The organism is Massilia niabensis (assembly GCF_042655085.1).
GTDB lineage: Bacteria > Pseudomonadota > Gammaproteobacteria > Burkholderiales > Burkholderiaceae_D > Telluria > Telluria niabensis.
This window is the reverse complement of record NZ_JBHSMU010000016.1, coordinates 68,373-87,165: the sequence shown is the minus strand read 5'-3', so window position 1 is coordinate 87,165 and position 18,793 is coordinate 68,373. Positions and strand designations below refer to the sequence as shown.

Sequence of the window (18,793 nt, the reverse complement as noted above, 5' to 3'; positions counted from 1 at the left end):
GCATCATGAACAACGCATACCGCAAACCCCTGCACGGCACCAACCTGCATTACTTCGACACGCGCGAAGCGGTCGACTCGATCGAACCGGGCGCCTACGACAAGCTGCCCTATACCTCGCGCGTGCTGGCGGAAAACCTGGTGCGCCGCTGCGAGCCGATGCAGCTGGTGCCGGCACTGAAGCAATTCATCGAGCGCCGCCGCGACCTCGATTTCCCGTGGTTCCCGGCGCGCGTGGTCTGCCACGACATCCTGGGCCAGACCGCGCTGGTGGACCTGGCCGGCCTGCGCGACGCCATCGCGCAAGAGGGCGGCAATCCGGCACTGGTCAATCCCGTGGTGCCGACCCAGCTCGTGGTCGACCATTCGCTGGCCGTCGAGTGCGGCGGCTTCGACCCGGACGCATTCGAAAAGAACCGGGCGATCGAGGACCGCCGCAACGAAGACCGCTTCCACTTCATCGACTGGACCAAGAAGGCGTTCCAGAACGTCGACGTGATCCCGCCCGGGAACGGCATCCTGCACCAGATCAACCTGGAGCGCATGAGCCCCGTGGTGCAGGTCAAGGATGGCATCGCCTTCCCGGACACGCTGGTCGGCACCGACTCGCATACGCCGATGGTCGATGCGCTGGGCGTGATCGCCATCGGCGTCGGCGGCCTGGAAGCGGAGAGCGTCATGCTGGGCCGCGCATCCTACATGCGCCTGCCGGACATCGTCGGCGTCGAGCTGACCGGCAAACCGCAGCCGGGCATTACCGCGACCGACGTGGTGCTGGCGCTGACCGAGTTCCTGCGCAACGCCAAGGTCGTCTCGACCTGGCTCGAGTTCTACGGCGAAGGCGCGGCCAAGCTGACCCTGGGCGACCGCGCGACGATCTCGAACATGGCGCCGGAATTCGGCGCGACCGCCGCCATGTTCTACATCGACGAGCAGACCATCAAGTACCTGAAACTCACCGGCCGCGAAGATGCGCAGGTGGCACTGGTCGAGAGCTATGCCAAGGAAACCGGCCTGTGGGCCGACTCGCTGGCGAACGCCGAGTACGAGCGCGTCTTGCGCTTCGACCTCTCGAGCGTGGTGCGTAACATCGCCGGTCCGTCGAACCCGCACAAGCGGGTGCCGACCTCGGAACTGGCGGCGCGCGGCATTTCGGGCATCGTCGAGAACGAGCCGGGCAAGATGCCCGACGGCTCCGTCATCATCGCCGCCATCACCAGCTGCACCAACACGAATAATCCGCGCAACATGATCGCCGCCGGCCTGATCGCGCGTAACGCCAACAAGCTCGGCTTGACCCGCAAACCGTGGGTGAAAAGCTCGCTCGCGCCAGGCTCGAAAGCCGTCTCGCTGTATTTGGAAGAAGCGGGCCTGATGCCGGAGCTGGAAAAGCTGGGCTTTGGCGTGGTCGCCTTTGCCTGCACCACCTGCAATGGCATGAGCGGCGCGCTTGACCCGGTCATCCAGCAGGAGATCATCGAGCGCGACCTGTACGCGACCGCCGTCCTGTCGGGCAACCGCAACTTCGACGGCCGCATCCACCCGTATGCGAAGCAGGCCTTCCTGGCCTCGCCGCCGCTGGTGATCGCGTATGCGATTGCCGGCACGATCCGCTTCGATATCGAGAAGGACGTGCTGGGCACCGACGCACAAGGCAATGCGATCCGCCTGGCCGACATCTGGCCGACGGACGAAGAGATCGACGCGGTGTTTGCGCAAAGCGTAAAACCCGAGCAGTTCCGCAAGGTCTACACGCCGATGTTCGCACGCGTCGCCGACGATGGCGAGCAGGTCAGCCCGCTCTACGACTGGCGCGAGATGAGCACCTACATCCGCCGTCCGCCGTACTGGGAAGGCGCGCTGGCAGGCGAGCGTTCGCTCACCGGCATGCGCCCGCTGGCAGTCCTGGGCGACAACATCACCACCGACCACCTGTCCCCATCGAACGCCATCATGATGGATTCCGCCGCCGGGGAATACCTGTTCAAGATGGGCTTGCCGGAAGAGGACTTCAACTCCTACGCCACGCACCGCGGCGACCACCTGACGGCCCAGCGTGCGACGTTTGCGAATCCCACCCTGAAGAACGAAATGGTGCGCAATCCCGACGGCAGCGTGCGCGCAGGTTCGCTGGCGCGCATCGAGCCGGAGGGCCAGGTGACGCGCATGTGGGAAGCGATCGAGACCTACATGGAGCGCAAGCAGCCGCTGATCGTGATCGCCGGTGCCGACTACGGCCAGGGCTCGTCGCGCGACTGGGCGGCCAAGGGCGTGCGCCTGGCGGGCGTGGAAGCAATCGCCGCCGAAGGCTTCGAGCGCATCCACCGCACCAACCTGGTCGGCATGGGCGTGCTGCCGCTGGAGTTCATGCCGGGCGTGAACCGCCTGAGCCTGGGCATCGACGGCACCGAGACCTTCGACGTCATCGGCGAGCGCACCCCGCGCGCGACCTTGACGCTGGTGATCAACCGCCGCGATGGGCAACGTGTCGAGGTGCCGGTAATGTGCAGGCTCGATACCGCGGAAGAAGTGTCGATCTACGAGGCCGGCGGCGTGCTGCAGCGCTTTGCGCAGGACTTCCTGGCGTCGTCGAAGGTCGCGGCTTAATCGGTTGCACACCCGGATCGTATCTGGGAACCCGTAGGGTGGGCGGCTCTGCCGCTCACGCGTTCAACCAGCTTATGATGGGCCAAGGCATATGCCGGAGCCAATCAAACGTCTGTTGAACGCGTGAGCGGGGGACCCGCCCACCCTACGTCCCTCCGGCACACATATCGGAACAAATACAATGCCACACACATCCCAAATCAAAATCCCGGCCACCTACATGCGTGGCGGTACCAGCAAAGGCGTCTTCTTCCGCCTGCAAGATTTGCCGGAAGCCGCCCGCGTCCCCGGCCCGGCGCGCGACAAACTGCTGCTGCGCGTGATCGGCAGCCCCGACCCCTATGGCAAGCAGATCGACGGCATGGGCGGCGCCACCTCGAGCACGAGCAAGACCGTGATCGTCTCGAAAAGCACGCGCGCGGACCACGATGTCGACTACCTGTTCGGCCAGGTCTCGATCGACAAGCCGTTCGTCGACTGGAGCGGCAACTGCGGCAACCTGTCCTCGGCAGTCGGGTCGTTCTCGATCAATGCGGGCCTGCTCGCGCCGGAACGCGTGCCGCACAACGGCATGGCGACGGTGCGCATCTGGCAGGCCAACATCGGCAAGACCATCATCGCCCACGTGCCCGTCACGGACGGTGAAGTGCAGGAAACGGGCGACTTCGAACTCGACGGCGTGACCTTCCCGGCCGCCGAAGTGCAGCTCGAATTCATGGACCCGGCGGCCGACGAGGAGGGCGCGGGCGGCTCGATGTTCCCGACCGGGAACCTGGTCGACGAGCTCGAGGTGCCGGGCCTGGGCAGCATCCGGGCGACGATGATCAATGCCGGCATCCCGACCATTTTCGTGAATGCCGCGGACATCGGTTACACGGGCACCGAACTGCAGGACGCGATCAACGGCGACCCGCGCGCGCTGGCGCTGTTCGAGACGATCCGCGCCCACGGTGCGCTGCGCATGGGCCTCATCGATGACCTGGGCCAGGCCGCGAGCCGCCAGCACACCCCGAAGGTCGCCTTTGTCGCGCCCCCGCTCGACTACACCTCGTCCAGCGGCAAACGCGTCGCGGCCGATGAGATCGACCTGCTGGTGCGCGCGCTCTCGATGGGCAAGCTGCACCACGCGATGATGGGGACGGCGGCAGTGGCGATCGGCACCGCCGCCGCCGTGCCGGGCACGCTGGTCAATCTCGCCGCCGGCGGCGGCCAGCCCGCCGCAGTGCGTTTCGGGCACCCGTCGGGCACCTTGCGCGTGGGCGCCGAGGCGGTCGACATGAACGGCGAATGGAGCGTGACCAAGGCGGTGATGAGCCGCAGCGCCCGCGTGCTGATGGAAGGCTGGGTGCGGGTGCCGGGCGACGGGTTCTGACGTCTTCGCGGGCTTGATCAGTCCGTCTTACCCTGCTTGCATGAAATGGAGGCCCGGCAGCCGCGCAGTGCGCAGCCGCCGGGCTTTTTTGTAATGACGCTGTGGAGATTCCACGCCCATTGGTTTATCATCGGGCAACATTTAGTGGCTTGTATCCAGGCTGCATGCAAGGGGAACCTCAGGGAATGGACAGACTTTCGAGCAAACCGGCTTTCGTGGCTGAAGCGCTGGACCTGATCGCAGGGCCCGCATGCGCCGTCGACGCGACCGGCATCGTGTTTGCCGCGAACAGCGGCATGCGCCTGCTGGCCGGCGCGCCGCTCGCGGGCCGCTCGCTGTTCGACCTGTTCAGCGGGCAAGCGGCCCGCATTGCCCTCGTCGAGCTGCGCCGCGCCATGCGCGCCGAGCGCTGCTGGAATACCCGGCTCGCCATGGACGGCCTCGACATGGTCGTACAGGTACGCTCGAAGCCCCTGCCGCCCGGTGCGGGCGCGCCCGGCGCCACCTTTGTCTTCACCGACGTCAGCGGCTACGAGCGCGGCCAGCAGGCGCTGCGCATCGCCATGGGCGAGCACAAGGCGATTTTCGACAATGCCCCGGTCGGCATCGTGTTCACCAAGCCCGGCCTGCTCAAGGAGTGCAATCCGCGCCTGTCAAGCATGGTCGGCTACAGCGTCGAGGAGCTGGCTGACCGTGATCCCGGTGAGATGTTCGCGTCTCCGTCGGAATACCAGGAGTTCAGGGACGAAGCCCTGGAAGCACTGGCCAAGGGCGGCATCTACGAAAAAGCCGAGTGCCGGTTCGTGCGCCGCGACGGTTCCCTGTTCTGGGCGCGGGTGCGCGCCAGTGCCGTGGTGCCGGGCCAGCGCGAGGCCGGCACGATCTGGATCATCGAGGACGTCAGCGAAACGCGCCACGCGCGGCGCGAACTGCAGGCGCTGATGAACAACGCCTCGCTGGCGATCATGTTTACGCGCAAGCAGCGCGTAAGGCGCTGCAACGCGGCCTTCCTCGACATGTTCGGCTATGCCGACGGGGGCTGGGACGGCCTGATGGTGCAGGCCCTGCACCCCGGCGTCGACGCGTTCAACCGCATTGCCGCCGCCGCCTATCCGCTGTTCGCGCAGGGCCGCACCTACCAGGCCGAGACCGAACTGGTGCGCAAGGACGGCACGCCGATCTGGGCCAAGATCATCGGCTACGCGGTCAATCCCGGCGAGCTGTCGCAAGGCTATGTATGGATCGTCGAGGACCGTACCCGCCAGAAGCGCGATGAACAGGCGCTGCGCGTGGCGCTGCTGGAGAACCAGGCCATCCTCGACACCGCGGTGCTCGGGATTGCGGTGGTCGAGAACGGGCGCACGCTGCATTGCAACCGCAAGATGGAAGAGCTGTTCGGCTACCAGCCGGGCGCCTGCACCGGCACCAGCATACGATCGCTGTATCCGAGCACGCAGGGCTGGCAGGCCGCGCGCCGCGAGACTGCCCGCGATTTTGCCGCCGGGCGCGTCAGCGTGGGCGAGCACCTGCTGGTGCGCCAAAGCGGCGAAACCTTCTGGGGCCGGCTGTCGGGCCGTCCCTTCGACCTGGCCGACCCGAGCGGGCGCAGCCTGTGGCTGGTCGACGACGTGACGGCGCAGCGCGAGGCGGCCGAGGCGGTGCGCCGCGCCCGCGACGAACTCGAGGTGCGCGTGACCGAACGCACGGCCGAACTGGCCGGCGCCAACGCGCTGCTGCAGGACGAGATCCTCGAGCGGCGCCAGGCCGAGGCGCGCGTGCACCACATGGCCTACCACGACAGCCTGACCGGCCTGCCGAACCGCGCGCTGCTGTCCGACCGCCTCGAGCGTTCGATCCTGGCCGCGCAGCGCAGCGGTGGCAAGCTGGCCATCATGTTCCTCGACCTCGACCGCTTCAAGAACATCAACGATTCGCTCGGCCACGCCACCGGCGACCACCTGCTCAAGGAAGTCGCGGGACGCCTGTGCCGCGCGGTGCGCGCCAGCGATACCGTGGCGCGCCTGGGCGGCGACGAATTCGTGGTGCTGGTGCCGGGCGTGCACGCGCTGGAAGAGTGCAGCCACATCGGCGACAAGATCATCGACGCGCTGGCGGCGCCCGTGCCCTTCGAGGGCCACCACCTGCACATCTCGCCCTCGATCGGCATCTGCGTCTATCCGGACGACGGCCTCGATGTCGAAACCCTGATGCGCAATGCCGATGCGGCGATGTACCAGGCCAAGGCGGCGGGGCGCAACAACTACCAGTTCTTCACCCAGCGCATGAACGGCGCGGCGGCGCGCCATTTCGAGCTCGAATCGAACCTGCGCCAGGCGCTTGCGAACGGCGAGTTCGAGCCGTTCTACCAGCCGATCATGGACATCGCCACCGGCCGCGTGCACGCGCTGGAAGTGCTGCTGCGCTGGCGCAAGCCCCTGCTGGTTGGCACGGAGCTGGTCCTGCCCGACGACTTCATCCCGGTACTGGAAGAGAACGGGATGATCGTGCCGGTCGGCGAATGGGTGATCCGGCGCGCCTGCGAGCAGAGCATGGCCTGGCAGCGCGACGGCTTGCCGCAGGTGCCGCTGGCAATCAACCTGTCGGCGCGCCAGTTCATGCACAAGGCGCTGGTGGAATCGATCCGGCGCATCGTCGAGGAAACCGGGATCGACCCGGCGCTGGTGGAGTTCGAGATCACCGAGACCGCGCTGATGCAGCACGGCGAGCAGACGCTCGACATCCTCGGCCAGATCAACCGCATGGGCATGCGCCTGTCGATCGACGACTTCGGCACGGGCTATTCGAGCCTGGCCTACCTGAAGCGCTTCCCGGTCCGCAAGATCAAGATCGACCGCACTTTTGTCCGCGAACTGGTGGCCAGCAGCGAGGACCGCGCAATCGTCGCCGCCGTGATGGCGCTGGCGAACAGCCTGCAGCTGCAGGTCGTGGCCGAAGGCGTGGAGACCGCCGAGCAGCTGGCACTGCTACGGGGCTTCGGCTGCCAGTACGTGCAGGGCTGGTTGTTTGCGCGTGCGCTCGACAGCGGGGCGACTGGGCAGTTGCTGCTCGAAGACGGCCGGCATTCACGCAGCGTTTGAATCCGTAGGGTGGACGGCTCCTCCGTCCACCCTACGGATTAATCAATCGTTGCAATCACCGGCGTGTGATCCGACGGCTGCTCCCACTTCCTCGGCTCGCGATCAATCACGCACCCCGTGCAGCGCTGCGCCAGCTCAGGCGACAGCAGGATGTGGTCGATGCGCAGCCCGCGGTTGCGGCGGAAACCCATCATGCGGTAATCCCACCAGCTGTACTGCTTTTCCGGCTGCTCGAACAGGCGGAACGAATCGACCAGTCCCAGCCCACCCAGCGCAATCATGGCCGCGCGTTCGCGCTCGGAGCAGTGGATCTTGCCTTCCCATTCGACAGGGTCGTGCACGTCGCGGTCTTCCGGTGCGATGTTGTAGTCGCCGAGCAGCGCGAGCCGCGGATGCTGGCGCAGTTCCTCGCCCAGCCACGTGTGCAGGGCGTCTAGCCACGCCATCTTGTAGACATACTTGTCCGAGTCGACTGCCTGGCCGTTCGGGATGTACGCGCAGACGAAACGCACGCCTTCGATGGTGGCGGCGATGATGCGCTGCTGCTCGTCCTCGAAATGGGGATTGTTCTTGACGACATCGACAATCGGGAAGCGCGACAGGATGGCGACGCCGTTATAGGTTTTCTGGCCGCTGAAGGCAACCTGGTAGCCGGCGGCGTTGATGTCGGCGACGGGAAACTTGTCGTCCGTGAGTTTGGTCTCTTGCAGGCAGAGCACGTCGACGGGATTGGTTTCCAGCCAGCGCAGCAGATGCGGGAGGCGGACCTTCAGCGAGTTGACATTCCAGGTTGCTATTTTCATGGTGGCGCATGGTAAGTGAAACGTGCGACGGACCTCCGCCGCAACAGGTGCGCAGTATCGATCCTGGTGACGATTCCTGCAACTTTTCGGGAATGTGCGTGAATCACACACATCGACCATCTGTTTTGCTTCAACTGCAACCGAGATGCTCTATAAACAATTTAGTGGTTTAAAATATATTGCCAAGGTGATTGCAATTTAATGGTAGCGAGAAGTAACACTTACGGTGTAGCATGTCACATTCTGATGTTACTTCCAAGTAATATATAGTTGCTTTCGGTTAACGCACAACAGTGTAGGTCGAGTGCATTTTTCCGCCCATCCCCGCGCACGATTGAGCTTCATCCGTGCAAGGGTTTTAAGCGTCGAATGGTACTATGGTGAAATATTGCTGTTTCGATAGCGAGTATCCGTACCCACATGAAAAGGACAGAGATGCGCAGTGCATTTGAAGCATGGGCCCAGCGCGATGGTCACATCGTTCGCCGCCGCGAGGACAAGCCCGAGGAATACCTGGTCTATGAAACCCAGCGCCGCTGGGTGATCTGGCAGGCAGCCCTGGCGCACGGCGCCAAAACGGCAGCCGACACGCCAGCGAAGTTTGCCCCAGGCGAGGGCGCCCCCAAGGCGGTCCAGCCCGACGAGGCAGCGGTACGCAATCGCGTGCTCAACGAAGTGCTGGACGCGTTCAGCGACCTGGACGAAACCGCCGGCATGGAAGGCGTGTTGAAGGTGATCCAGGGCCTGAAGAAAAAGCAGAAAGCCACGGCCGAGCAGGCCTGAGGAAGTAGCCTTGATACAGTACCGCCATTACAAAGGCGGCCTGTACGAGCTGGTCTGCGAGGCCACGCTCGAGGCCGACCTGACACCGATGATCATCTACCGCGCCGCGGACGGATCGATCTGGGCGCGGCCGAAGACGGTGTTCTTCGAGCCGGTCGAGGTCGACGGCATGCTGGTGCCGCGGTTTGCGCCGGTGTCGTGACGACTCGGTAGCCACATCCTACGGTTCTCCATGCCCCGGCTGCCGGGCTCACGGCGACACCCGAAAAAAACGGGCCTCATCAGAGGCCCGTTGTCATTTCAGCTGCACGCGCATCACACCCTGCATCACACCCTGTTCATCAGGAAGGTCGTCAGCAGCGGCACCGGACGGCCGGTCGCGCCTTTTTGCGCGCCGCTCTTCCAGGCGGTGCCGGCGATGTCCAGGTGCGCCCAGGTGTAGTTGCGGGTGAAGTTCTCGAGGAAGCAGGCCGCCGTGATCGAAGCGCCGCCCGGCGTGCCGATGTTGGCCAGGTCGGCAAAGTTCGACTTCAGCTGCTCGTTGTAGATCTCGCCGATCGGCAGGCGCCAGGCGCCGTCGCCGGCCCGCTTGCCGGCGTCGAGCAGCTCGTCGGCCAGCGCATCGTGCGCGGCGTCGTGGCGGGTGAACAGGCCGCTGTTGTGGTGACCCAGCGAGACGATGCAGGCGCCCGTCAGCGTGGCGATGTCGACCACTGCCGCCGGCTTGAAGCGCTCGGCATAGGTGAGGGCGTCGCACAGGATCAGGCGGCCTTCGGCGTCGGTATTCAGGATCTCGATGGTCAGGCCGTTCATCGCGGTGACGATGTCGCCCGGCTTGGTCGCGCGGCCCGAAGGCATGTTTTCGCAGGTGGCGACGATGCCGATGACGTTGAGCTTCAGGCCCATTTCGCCGATCGCGCGGAAGGTGCCCAGCACCGAGCCGGCGCCGCCCATGTCGTACTTCATTTCGTCCATGCCGGGGCCCGGCTTGATCGAGATGCCGCCGGAGTCGAAGGTAATGCCCTTGCCGACCAGGACGGTCGGAGCGTCCTTCTTGTTGCCGCCCATGTGCTTGAGGACGATGAACTTCGGCGCTTCATCGCTGCCCTTGGCCACCGCCAGGAAGGAACCCATCTTCAGGGCTTCCAGCTGCTTGCGCTCCAGGACTTCGACGTCGAAGCCATGGTCGTCGGCGAGCTTGCGCGCGACGGTGGCGAGATAGGTCGGGGTGCAGATGTTGGGCGACAGGTTGCCCAGTTCCTTGGTCAGGTTCATGCCGTTGGAAATCGCGATCGCCTGCGCCAGCGTGGCCTTGGCTTCGCCGTTGGCCAGCGGCAGGGCCAGCGTGATCTTGCGCACGCCTGCCGGGGCCGGATCCTTCTTGCTCTTTTGCGCGTCGGTGCGGAATTCGCTCTCGGTGGCGGCGATGACGATAGCCTGCAGGGCCCATTCAGGCGTGCGCTCTTTCACTTCGGTCATCGGAAATGCGATAATGGCATCCGCCGCGCCCAGCGACCCGAAGGCTTTCAGCGTCGCGCCGACCGCGGTATTGAAACTTTTCTCGGCCACCGCCTCGTCCGCGCCCATCCCGACCAGCAGCACGCGCGCCGCGGCCACACCGGCCACGCCACGCAGCAGGAGGGTCGAACCGGCCTTGCCGGTGATGTCGCCCGACTTCAGTGCCGCAGTGATTTCACCGGTTTGATCGAGGGCTTTCGCAGCCTGCGACAGTTTTTTGTTCTCGAACACCGCCACTGCCAAACAGCCGGTCTTGGCCGCGGCCAGGGTGTTTTTTGTGTCGAATGCTTTTATGCTAAAGTCCATTTGATTCTCCGTTTCGTTTTGTGCGCGCGTTGTGTACGCATTGTGCCGCGCAGTGTACTTAAGCTGCTCAACCTGCAATTATAACTATCGAATGATCTTCCACCGCGCTTTGCATCGTGAACTGGCCAGCGCAGCCGGGGCAACCTTCACGGTATTGTTCACGGTGTGCGTCACCTGGACCCTGATTGCCATCCTCGGCAGGGCCGCGGGAGGACGCGTCGCATCCGGCGACGTCGTCGCATTGATTGCGTTTCAATCACTGAATTATCTGCCAACTGTCCTGATTCTCACCAGTTTTATTTCTGTCCTGGTGGCCATCACGCGCAGCTATCGCGATTCCGAAATGGTCGTCTGGTTCGCCTCGGGCCAGTCGCTGCTGGCCTGGATCCGCCCGGTGCTCACCTTCGGCCTGCCGCTGGTGCTGCTGGTAGGGGCGGTGTCGCTGGTAGTCGCGCCCTGGGCCAAGATGAAGAGCACGGAATTCATCCAGCGCTTCGAGAAGCGCGAAGACCTCAAACGCGTGGCGCCGGGCCAGTTCCGCGAGTCTTCGTCGGCTGACCGCGTCTTCTTCGTCGAAGGCAGCACCAACGGGTCGACCGTGGTCCAGAACGTGTTCGTCAATACCGATCAGGGCAAGGACGGCAAGTCGATCGTCGTCGCCCGCGAAGGCGTGATCGAGGCGGACGGCAAGGGCGGCCAGTACCTGGTGCTGAAAAACGGCCGGCGCTACGAGGGAGTGCCCGGACAGGCCGATTTCCAGTCGATGGAGTTCGAGCGTTACAGCATGCGCGTGGCGACCACGGTGCCGGTGCTCGGCGCCGACGTGCCGCTCGACGCGCAGTCGACGCCGACCCTGCTGGCGGTAAAGAACCAGTACACGCGCTCGGAACTGCTCTCGCGCATCTCGCAGCCGATCGTCTGCCTGCTGCTGATCCTGCTCGCGATTCCCTTAGGGTTCGTCAATCCGCGCGCCGGCAGTTCGGCCAACCTGATCCTGGCCCTGCTGATCTTCTTTACCTACAATAACCTGGTCAAGATGGTCGAAGCGAGCGTCAAGCGGCAGAAGCTCGATTTCGCCATGGCCTGGTGGCCGCTGCACCTGATCGTCGCCCTGATCATCCTGGCGCTGTTCGCCTGGCGCCTGAACGTGAACCACCACTACCACCCGCTGGTCCTGTTCAATGCCTGGAAGCGCCGCCGCCTGAAGCGCAAGACGCCGCAAGCGGCCATGGTGGAGACCCGATGAAAGTGCAGCGATGAAAGTACTACAACGCTATTTCGCGATCAACATCGCGCAAGCGGTCCTCTTCGTCCTGGTCGCCTTCCTCGGCCTGATCGCCTTCATGGACCTGACGCGCGAGCTGCCGCAGGTCGGCAGGGGCAATTACATGTTCCATCACGCGCTCTTGTACGTGGCGCTGATGCTGCCGGGGCACGTGTATGAAGTCATGCCGGTCGCGGCCCTGATCGGCACCATCTATGCGCTGGCGCAATTCGCGCAGACCTCGGAATTCACGATCATGCGCGCCTCGTCGATGACGACACGCATGGCCGGCTGGATGCTGTTCAAGATCGGCATCGTGTTCGTCGTCATCACCTTCATCTTCGGTGAGCTGATCACACCGCGCACGGCGCCGCTGGCCGAGAAGGTGCGCCTGTCGGCCAAGGGCGCCACGCTCGCCTCCGAATTCCGTTCCGGGATGTGGACCAAGGATAACGTGCATGCCGAAGCGAGCAACGGCGTGCGCGGACCGATCGTCGGCTCGCGCTTCTTCAATGCGCGCACGATCCGCCCGGACGGCTCGCTGGTGGACGTGCGCCTCTACGAATTCGATACCGCGCTGCGCATGCGCGCCCTGATCACGGCGAAAAGCGCCAGCTTCAGCGGCAACGGCACCTGGCGCCTGCTGGACGTCACCGAAACCCTGTTCACCAATAGCCGCGTGCTGCCGGCGCCAGGTACGCCGCTGCCAAAAGGCCAGAGCATCCAGAGCACCTACGGCCAGGAGACCAGCGCGGTCGCCACGCGCCAGGTGGCCAGCATGAACCTGGTCTCCGAGATCACGCCGAAGATCCTGCAGGTGTCGCGCCGCGATCCGGAGCGCATGTCGGCCAATGAACTGGCCGTGTACTCGCGCCACCTGGTCGAAAACCGCCAGGAGAGCGAGCGCTTCAAGATCGCGTTCTGGAAGAAGATCATCGACCCGCTGTCGATTTTCGTGCTGATGGCGCTGGCCCTGCCGTTCGCCTACCTGCACACGCGCAGCGGCGGCGTCAGCCTGAAGATTTTCGTCGGCATCATGATCGGGGTGGGCTTCATCCTGATCAATTCGCTGTTCGCGCACCTGGGGCTGCTGTCGACCTGGCCGGCCTTCTTCACGGCGGTGGCGCCGAGTTTACTGTTCCTGCTGCTCGCCATCCTGGCGCTGCGCTGGGTGGAGCGACACTGATGAAGGGAAATTGATGAAACGTGCACTGGTCCTGTTCGCCCATGGCGCCCGCGCCGCATCCTGGGCGGCGCCCTTCGAGCGCCTGCGCGACCTGACGCATGCGCGCCTGCCGGAGGTGGAAGTGCGCCTGGCCTTCCTCGAACTGATGGAGCCGCGCCTGCCGGAAACGGTGGCGGCGCTGGTGGCGGGCGGCGCCCGTGAGCTCACGATCGTGCCCGTGTTCCTGGGGCAGGGCGGGCACCTGCTGCGCGACTTGCCGCTGCTGGCCGAGGGCTTGCGGGCGGCGCATCCGGGGCTGCAATTGACGGTGGCCGGAGCGGTCGGGGAAGACCCGGGCGTGCTGGCGGCGATGACGGATTACTGCGTGCGCTCGCTCGGGTAGGGTGGGCGCGGGGTGCCCACCCTACGATTAATCCAAATCCACCGCGTTGTGGCGCTCCGCCACCTGTTCTTCCGGATTGCCGCGCACGCGGTTGACCTTGCGCCCGCGGATCACCGCCGGGCGGGCCGCGACCTCATCGGCCCAGCGCCGTACGTGCTTGTACTCGTGCACGGACAGGAATTCCCCCGCCTCGTACAGCTCGCCCAGCACAAGGCCGCCATACCACGGCCAGATCGCCATGTCGGCAATCGTGTACTCGTCTCCCGCCACGAAGCGGTGCTGCGCCAACTGGCGGTCCAGCACGTCGAGCTGGCGCTTCGCTTCCATCGCATAGCGGTTAATCGGGTACTCGAATTTTTCGGGCGCGTAGGCGTAGAAGTGGCCGAAGCCGCCGCCGACAAAAGGCGCCGAGCCCATCTGCCAGAACAGCCAGTTCAGCGTTTCAGTACGCGCTGGCACCGTCGTCGGCAGGAAGGCGCCGAATTTCTCGGCCAGGTAGACGAGGATCGAACCGGACTCGAACACGCGCACCGGCGGCTCGGTGCTGCGGTCCATCAATGCCGGAATTTTTGAATTCGGATTGACCTCCACGAAACCGCTGGAGAACTGCGCGCCTTCGTTGATGCGGATGAGCCAGGCGTCGTATTCCGCGCCGGCATGACCGGCGGCGAGCAGCTCTTCCAGCATGATCGTCACCTTCACGCCGTTCGGCGTGGCCAGCGAATACAGCTGGAGCGGATGCTTGCCCACAGGGAGTTCGGCCTCATGGGTCGGGCCGGCGGCGGGACGGTTGATGCTGGCAAACGTGCCACCGGATTCCTGCGGCACCCAGACCTTGGGCGGCACGTATGGTTGATCGGACATGAAGATCTCCTCGCAGATAAAGTAGTAACTGAGGTGGTAACAGCCGCGTTGCCGCACCAGGATGCAGGCACCTGATGTCAGCATTGCATGTGCCGCGAGCTTACCCGAGTCCTCCTCCTTTTGCTCGGACCACCCCTGTTTTTTCCAGGCGCGGGCCGATAGCGATAACGCCCTGCTAACAAATAGGGCGAACTCGCCACGGATTGTTCCGCATCATGGCCGCAGGCCGGTGCCTCGTTTGACAGCCCCTGCGATGTCGAACACACTGCTCGGGCGATTCCTAACCGACCCCGGCTTTCCCTACTGACAGGTGCATTCATGCTCCGATCCATGCTGAAACTGATTTTTGCCAAGCTACTGCCCGCGCGTGCAGGCGAGACGCCGTTCTGGGACGGGATCCGGCTTCCCGGCGGCCTGTTCGCGCAGACCCGCTGCGCGCGCCGCATCGACGCGACCGCGCGCCGCATCGCCGACATGGGCATGAAAATCGGCACCCTGTCGGGACGCCTGAACGCGGGCAGCATTCCGGGCATGGTCGACGCGGACGGCAGCCTGCGCCGGATGCTGTGCGAACTGAAGGACGACCTGGCCGTCATGCGGCGCGACCTGGCGCTGTGGCGTACCCGGGAATGCCGCGGCCAGGCGGGCCAGCGGCTGGAAGCGGCGATCGCCCACCTGAACCGCATCGCGGCCGATACCCATGCGGCGGCCGACCAGCTGGTCAGGCAAATCGAGGAGTACGACAAGGCCCGGGCGCATTGCGGCTCTTAGCTGCAAGCCCGGACTGGAGGCTCAAGCGCTGTCGAGCAGCGCCTGGGACGGCGCCAGCGCCGGCTGGTGCTCGCGCAGGCGCAGGGCTTCACCAATCATCACCAGGACCGGTCCGTGCGCCGTACCAAGGCCCCTGGCCAGGCCGGCCAGCGTCAGGCGCTCGATGCGTTGGTCAGGGCGGCTGCAGTTCTCCACCACCACCACTGGCGTATCGATGCGGCGCCCCTCGGCCAGCAGGCGCTCGGCGGTGGCGGCGGCCTCGCGCCCGCCCATGTACTGGACCAGGGTGTCGGTATGGGGCAGGGCGGGGTGTTCCGGCTGGTCCGGCCCGGTACTCGAGGTGAAGAAGGCGACGCTGCGGGCGACGCCGCGCTTGGTGAGCGGCTGCTTGGTGGCCGCCGCGGCCGCGACGGCGGTGGTGATGCCGGGGACGATCTCGACCTCGATCCCCTCCGCCTCGAGCGCGCGCAACTCCTCGTCGGCGCGGCCGAACAGCATCGGGTCGCCGCCTTTCAGGCGCACGACGGTGCCATACTGGAAAGCGCATTCGACCAGCTGGCGGTTGATCGATTCCTGGGCCGTGGAACGCTGGCCCGAGCGTTTGCCCACCGAGATCAGCGTCGCCTGCGCGCACAGCGCGAGCATCCCGGGCGTGACCAGCGCGTCGTAGAGCACGACGTCGGCCTGCGCCAGCAGGCGCGCGCCGCGCACGGTGATCAGGTCTTCCGCGCCCGGCCCCGCGCCGACCAGCCAGACCTTGCCGGCACGCTGATTGCCTGTATGCGGCACATCGTCTTCGAGAAGGCCCATGCGCCGCTCCTGTGTGTTATTCGCCCAGGCGAATCATACCCGCCGCGACAGTCTGGTGCGTGACTTCATCGATCAGGATGAAGGCACCGGTGGCGCGGATCTCGGCATAGGCGTCGGCCGCCAGCGGCTGCTGCACCGTGAGGTGGATGCGCGCGATGTCGTTCAGCTTCAGGCCGTCCGCAGGATGACGGACTTGGGTGTTGATGTCGAGCAGGGTGTCGACCTTGGTCACCTTGGCCGCCGTCTGGCGCGTGCCGTGCTTGATCCAGTACTTGCGGCGCACATCCAGCGGCTCGTCCGACATCCAGCACACATCCGCCACCACCTGTTTGAGCAGGGTGGCCGGTGCTTCGGCGCCGGCCAGGGTGTCGCCGCGCGAGATGTCCAGGTATTCGTCGAGCAGCAGCGTGACCGACTGGCCGGCGGCGGCCGTCTCGAGCGAACCGTCGAAGGTGAGGATCTCTTTCACGGTCGCGCTCTGGCCCGAGGGCTGCACCACCAGCTTGTCGCCGACCTTGACGTTGCCCGATTCGATGCGGCCCATGTAGCCGCGGAAGTCGTTCGCCTCGTGGCCGTTGTGGCGGGCCACCAGCTGCACCGGGAAGCGGAAGGGCGCATCGTGCGCTTCGTCGTAGACCGAGAGCGATTCCAGCAGCTCGATCAGGGTTGGGCCGGTGTACCAACCCATCTTGTCGGAGCGGTCGACGACATTGTCGCCAGCGAGGGCCGAGAGCGGGATCGCGGTGACGTCCTTCAGGCCAAGCGACGCGGCAAATTCGGCATAGGCCGCGACGATGCGGTCATAGATGGCCTGGTCGTAGCCGATCAAATCCATCTTGTTGACGGCGACGATCACGTGCTCGATCTGCAGCAGGTGGGCGATCGTCGAGTGGCGCTTGGTTTGAATCAGCAAATCCACGCCACCATCTTCGCGCAGCTTCACTTTCGACACGTCCACCAGGATGATCACGGCGTCGGCGGTCGAGGCGCCGGTGACCATGTTGCGGGTGTACTGCTCGTGGCCCGGGGTGTCGGCGATGATGAACTTGCGTTTCGGCGTGGCGAAGTAGCGGTAGGCGACGTCGATCGTGATGCCCTGTTCGCGCTCGGCTTCCAGGCCGTCGGTCAGCAGCGACAGGTCGATCGTATCGCCCACGGTGCGCTTGTGCTTCGAGCGCGAGACGGCGGCCAGCTGGTCCGCGAAGATGCCCTTGCTGTCGAACAGCAGGCGGCCGATCAGGGTGCTCTTGCCGTCGTCGACGGAACCGGCGGTGATGAAGCGCAGGAGGCTGTGTTGGGTGAGGTTGTGGGTCATGGCTTGGTCCCGGGCGTTCATCAGAAATATCCTTGCTTCTTGCGTTTTTCCATCGAGGCTTCCGAAGTCTGGTCATCCATCCGGGTGGCGCCGCGTTCGGTCACTTGCGTGACGGCGGTTTCCGCGATGATCGCCTCGACGGTCGCGGCATCGGACGACACCGGGCAGGTGCACGAAATGTCGCCGACGGTACGGAAGCGCACGGTCTGCGTTTCCACCGTTTCACCATCGCGTGGCGGCGTGAGCGGCGTCAGCGGCACCAGCAGGCCGTTGCGCGGAATCACCTGGCGCTGGTGCGCAAAGTAAATGGGTGGCAGGGCGAGCTGTTCGCGGGCGATGTACTGCCACACGTCCAGTTCGGTCCAGTTCGAGATCGGGAACACGCGCATGTTTTCGCCCGGGTGGACGCGGGTGTTATACAGGTCCCACAGTTCCGGGCGCTGGGCCTTCGGGTCCCACTGGCCGAATTCGTCGCGGAAGGAGAAGATGCGCTCCTTGGCGCGGGCCTTTTCCTCGTCGCGGCGGGCGCCGCCGATGCAGGCGTCGAAACCGTGTTCGGCGATGGTTTCCAGCAGCGTCACGGCCTGGGCCGCGTTGCGCGAATCCGTTGCCGGGTTACGCAGGCGCACGGTGCCGCGCTTGATCGAATCTTCGACCGAGCCGACGATCAGGCGCTCGCCCAGTTCCGCGACACGGGCGTCGCGGAAGGTGATCACTTCATCGAAATTGTGTCCGGTGTCGATGTGCACCAGCGGGAATGGGAATTTGCCAGGGCGGAAGGCCTTCTCGGCCAGGCGCAGCAGCACCACCGAATCCTTGCCGCCCGAGAACAGCAGGGCAGGGTTGGCGCATTCGGCCGCCACTTCGCGCAGGATGTGGATCGCTTCGGATTCGAGGGCGTCGAGATGGCGCGCGTTGACGGTGGCGAGGATGCTCGTGCTATCGGAGAGGTTCGTCATGGGTTCTGCCTTGTGTTCTTGTGTGGCGCGATTCAAACTGCCACGGATTTGATGCGAATAAGCTTGCCGTCGACCACGTGCAGGCCGCATTCCTTCGACTCGGGGTTTTCCCACCACCAGCGGCCGGCGCGCACGTCTTCGCCCGGCTGGATGGCGCGGGTGCAGGGCTCGCAGCCGATCGAGGGGTAGCCGCGGTCGTGCAGCGCGTTGTACGGCACCTTGTTGGCGCGGATGTATTCCCAGACTTCAGCCTCTGACCAGTCCGCCAGCGGATTGAACTTGTCCATCATGTGGGCCGGATCGTCTTCCTGCACGTCCAGTTTGGCGCGCGTGGCGGACTGGGCACGGCGCTGGCCCGTGATCCAGGCCTTCTTGCCGGCCAGCGCATGGCCGAGCGGCTCGACCTTGCGGATGCGGCAGCACTCGCGGCGCATCTCGACGCTGTCGTAGAAGGCGTTCAGTCCGTTCTGGGTGACGTAACGCTCGACCGCGAGCGGGTCCGGACGGAAGAGGGCGATCTCATAGCCGTAGGTCGCCTTCACCGCATCCAGCACGGCCAGGGTTTCCTTCGGCAGGCGGCCCGTCTCCAGCGAGAAGATATCAATTGGCAGCTTCGCGCGCAGGATCAGGTCGGTCAGCACCATGTCCTCGGCGGCCAGGCTCGAGGCGAACACGGCCGGCGTGAAGTCGGCGGCAATGCGCGCGAGGATGGCTTGCGTGTCGGCGACACGAAGGGCGAGATCGCTCATGGGATTC

The 18,793-nt window shown here is 65.1% G+C and carries 16 protein-coding genes; 9 read left to right on the top strand and 7 right to left on the bottom strand.

Annotated elements, in window-relative coordinates; translation table 11 throughout:
* Positions 1-5: 5 nt before the first annotated feature.
* The 3 genes from acnD (at position 6) to ACFPN5_RS21280 (ending at position 7,076) form a co-directional block, all read left to right on the top strand.
* Positions 6-2,606, top strand: coding sequence for a Fe/S-dependent 2-methylisocitrate dehydratase AcnD (acnD, locus tag ACFPN5_RS21290; RefSeq protein WP_379785841.1), 2,601 nt, complete (start codon positions 6-8; stop codon positions 2,604-2,606).
* 181 nt (positions 2,607-2,787) lie between these two features.
* Positions 2,788-3,978 carry a 2-methylaconitate cis-trans isomerase PrpF gene (prpF, locus tag ACFPN5_RS21285; protein WP_379785840.1) on the top strand — a complete coding sequence of 397 codons (1,191 nt, stop codon included), beginning with the start codon at positions 2,788-2,790 and terminating at the stop codon, positions 3,976-3,978.
* 185 nt (positions 3,979-4,163) lie between these two features.
* Positions 4,164-7,076 (top strand): bifunctional diguanylate cyclase/phosphodiesterase, encoded by a 2,913-nt coding sequence (locus ACFPN5_RS21280; protein WP_379785839.1) that lies wholly within the window; start codon positions 4,164-4,166, stop codon positions 7,074-7,076.
* 38 nt (positions 7,077-7,114) lie between these two features.
* Here ACFPN5_RS21280 and xth read toward each other — a convergent pair whose 3' ends face one another.
* Entirely contained in the window at positions 7,115-7,879 is a 765-nt protein-coding gene (xth, locus tag ACFPN5_RS21275) for an exodeoxyribonuclease III (RefSeq protein ID WP_379785838.1), read from the bottom strand.
* A 435-nt stretch (positions 7,880-8,314) separates the two neighbouring features.
* On the opposite strand from xth, the gene ACFPN5_RS21270 reads away from it, so the two are divergent.
* Both ACFPN5_RS21270 and ACFPN5_RS21265 read left to right on the top strand, forming a co-directional pair.
* Positions 8,315-8,662, top strand: coding sequence for a hypothetical protein (locus ACFPN5_RS21270; protein WP_379785837.1), 348 nt, complete (start codon positions 8,315-8,317; stop codon positions 8,660-8,662).
* A 13-nt stretch (positions 8,663-8,675) separates the two neighbouring features.
* Entirely contained in the window at positions 8,676-8,864 is a 189-nt protein-coding gene (locus ACFPN5_RS21265) for a DUF1653 domain-containing protein (RefSeq protein ID WP_379786095.1), read from the top strand.
* A 125-nt stretch (positions 8,865-8,989) separates the two neighbouring features.
* Here ACFPN5_RS21265 and ACFPN5_RS21260 read toward each other — a convergent pair whose 3' ends face one another.
* Positions 8,990-10,486: a leucyl aminopeptidase gene (locus tag ACFPN5_RS21260; RefSeq protein WP_379785836.1), complete on the bottom strand. Its 1,497-nt coding sequence runs from the start codon at positions 10,484-10,486 to the stop codon at positions 8,990-8,992.
* Positions 10,487-10,577: 91 nt separating this feature from the next.
* On the opposite strand from ACFPN5_RS21260, the gene lptF reads away from it, so the two are divergent.
* Genes lptF through ACFPN5_RS21245 form a run of 3 tightly spaced genes read left to right on the top strand, consistent with a single transcriptional unit; the run spans position 10,578 to position 13,318 of the window.
* A complete protein-coding gene (gene lptF / locus ACFPN5_RS21255) occupies positions 10,578-11,732 on the top strand; it encodes an LPS export ABC transporter permease LptF (protein WP_379785835.1) in 1,155 nt (384 codons plus the stop codon).
* A gap of 10 nt (positions 11,733-11,742) precedes the next feature.
* On the top strand, positions 11,743-12,936 hold the full coding sequence (gene lptG / locus ACFPN5_RS21250; RefSeq protein WP_379785834.1) for an LPS export ABC transporter permease LptG: 1,194 nt from the start codon (positions 11,743-11,745) through the stop codon (positions 12,934-12,936).
* A gap of 13 nt (positions 12,937-12,949) precedes the next feature.
* Complete coding sequence (locus ACFPN5_RS21245) at positions 12,950-13,318, top strand: sirohydrochlorin chelatase (protein WP_379785833.1); 369 nt, start codon at positions 12,950-12,952, stop codon at positions 13,316-13,318.
* A 27-nt stretch (positions 13,319-13,345) separates the two neighbouring features.
* Here ACFPN5_RS21245 and yghU read toward each other — a convergent pair whose 3' ends face one another.
* Complete coding sequence (yghU, locus tag ACFPN5_RS21240; RefSeq protein ID WP_379785832.1) at positions 13,346-14,182, bottom strand: glutathione-dependent disulfide-bond oxidoreductase; 837 nt, start codon at positions 14,180-14,182, stop codon at positions 13,346-13,348.
* 318 nt (positions 14,183-14,500) lie between these two features.
* Between yghU and ACFPN5_RS21235 the strand changes: the two genes are divergently transcribed.
* The gene (locus tag ACFPN5_RS21235) at positions 14,501-14,953 is read left to right on the top strand and encodes a hypothetical protein (protein WP_379785831.1); all 453 of its coding nucleotides are present in this window, start codon (positions 14,501-14,503) and stop codon (positions 14,951-14,953) included.
* 21 nt (positions 14,954-14,974) lie between these two features.
* Here ACFPN5_RS21235 and cobA read toward each other — a convergent pair whose 3' ends face one another.
* Genes cobA through ACFPN5_RS21215 form a run of 4 tightly spaced genes read right to left on the bottom strand, consistent with a single transcriptional unit; the run spans position 14,975 to position 18,786 of the window.
* On the bottom strand, positions 14,975-15,763 hold the full coding sequence (cobA, locus tag ACFPN5_RS21230) for a uroporphyrinogen-III C-methyltransferase (protein ID WP_379785830.1): 789 nt from the start codon (positions 15,761-15,763) through the stop codon (positions 14,975-14,977).
* Positions 15,764-15,779: 16 nt separating this feature from the next.
* On the bottom strand, positions 15,780-17,099 hold the full coding sequence (locus tag ACFPN5_RS21225; RefSeq protein ID WP_379785829.1) for a sulfate adenylyltransferase subunit 1: 1,320 nt from the start codon (positions 17,097-17,099) through the stop codon (positions 15,780-15,782).
* Positions 17,099-18,037, bottom strand: coding sequence for a sulfate adenylyltransferase subunit CysD (gene cysD / locus ACFPN5_RS21220; protein ID WP_379785828.1), 939 nt, complete (start codon positions 18,035-18,037; stop codon positions 17,099-17,101). The genes ACFPN5_RS21225 and cysD overlap by 1 nt, the downstream gene beginning before the upstream one ends.
* Before the next feature lie 32 nt (positions 18,038-18,069).
* The gene (locus tag ACFPN5_RS21215; protein ID WP_379785827.1) at positions 18,070-18,786 is read right to left on the bottom strand and encodes a phosphoadenylyl-sulfate reductase; all 717 of its coding nucleotides are present in this window, start codon (positions 18,784-18,786) and stop codon (positions 18,070-18,072) included.
* Positions 18,787-18,793 lie beyond the last annotated feature (7 nt).

Coding starts and splice junctions, on each gene's coding strand:
- xth (WP_379785838.1), bottom strand. CDS start 7,879: ATGAAAATAGCAACCTGGAATGTCAACTCGCTGAAGGTCCGCCTCCCG.
- ACFPN5_RS21225 (WP_379785829.1), bottom strand. CDS start 17,099: ATGAACGCCCGGGACCAAGCCATGACCCACAACCTCACCCAACACAGC.
- ACFPN5_RS21245 (WP_379785833.1), top strand. CDS start 12,950: ATGAAACGTGCACTGGTCCTGTTCGCCCATGGCGCCCGCGCCGCATCC.
- cysD (WP_379785828.1), bottom strand. CDS start 18,037: ATGACGAACCTCTCCGATAGCACGAGCATCCTCGCCACCGTCAACGCG.
- yghU (WP_379785832.1), bottom strand. CDS start 14,182: ATGTCCGATCAACCATACGTGCCGCCCAAGGTCTGGGTGCCGCAGGAA.
- cobA (WP_379785830.1), bottom strand. CDS start 15,763: ATGGGCCTTCTCGAAGACGATGTGCCGCATACAGGCAATCAGCGTGCC.
- ACFPN5_RS21280 (WP_379785839.1), top strand. CDS start 4,164: ATGGACAGACTTTCGAGCAAACCGGCTTTCGTGGCTGAAGCGCTGGAC.
- ACFPN5_RS21235 (WP_379785831.1), top strand. CDS start 14,501: ATGCTCCGATCCATGCTGAAACTGATTTTTGCCAAGCTACTGCCCGCG.
- ACFPN5_RS21270 (WP_379785837.1), top strand. CDS start 8,315: ATGCGCAGTGCATTTGAAGCATGGGCCCAGCGCGATGGTCACATCGTT.
- ACFPN5_RS21260 (WP_379785836.1), bottom strand. CDS start 10,486: ATGGACTTTAGCATAAAAGCATTCGACACAAAAAACACCCTGGCCGCG.
- lptG (WP_379785834.1), top strand. CDS start 11,743: ATGAAAGTACTACAACGCTATTTCGCGATCAACATCGCGCAAGCGGTC.
- acnD (WP_379785841.1), top strand. CDS start 6: ATGAACAACGCATACCGCAAACCCCTGCACGGCACCAACCTGCATTAC.
- prpF (WP_379785840.1), top strand. CDS start 2,788: ATGCCACACACATCCCAAATCAAAATCCCGGCCACCTACATGCGTGGC.
- lptF (WP_379785835.1), top strand. CDS start 10,578: ATGATCTTCCACCGCGCTTTGCATCGTGAACTGGCCAGCGCAGCCGGG.
- ACFPN5_RS21215 (WP_379785827.1), bottom strand. CDS start 18,786: ATGAGCGATCTCGCCCTTCGTGTCGCCGACACGCAAGCCATCCTCGCG.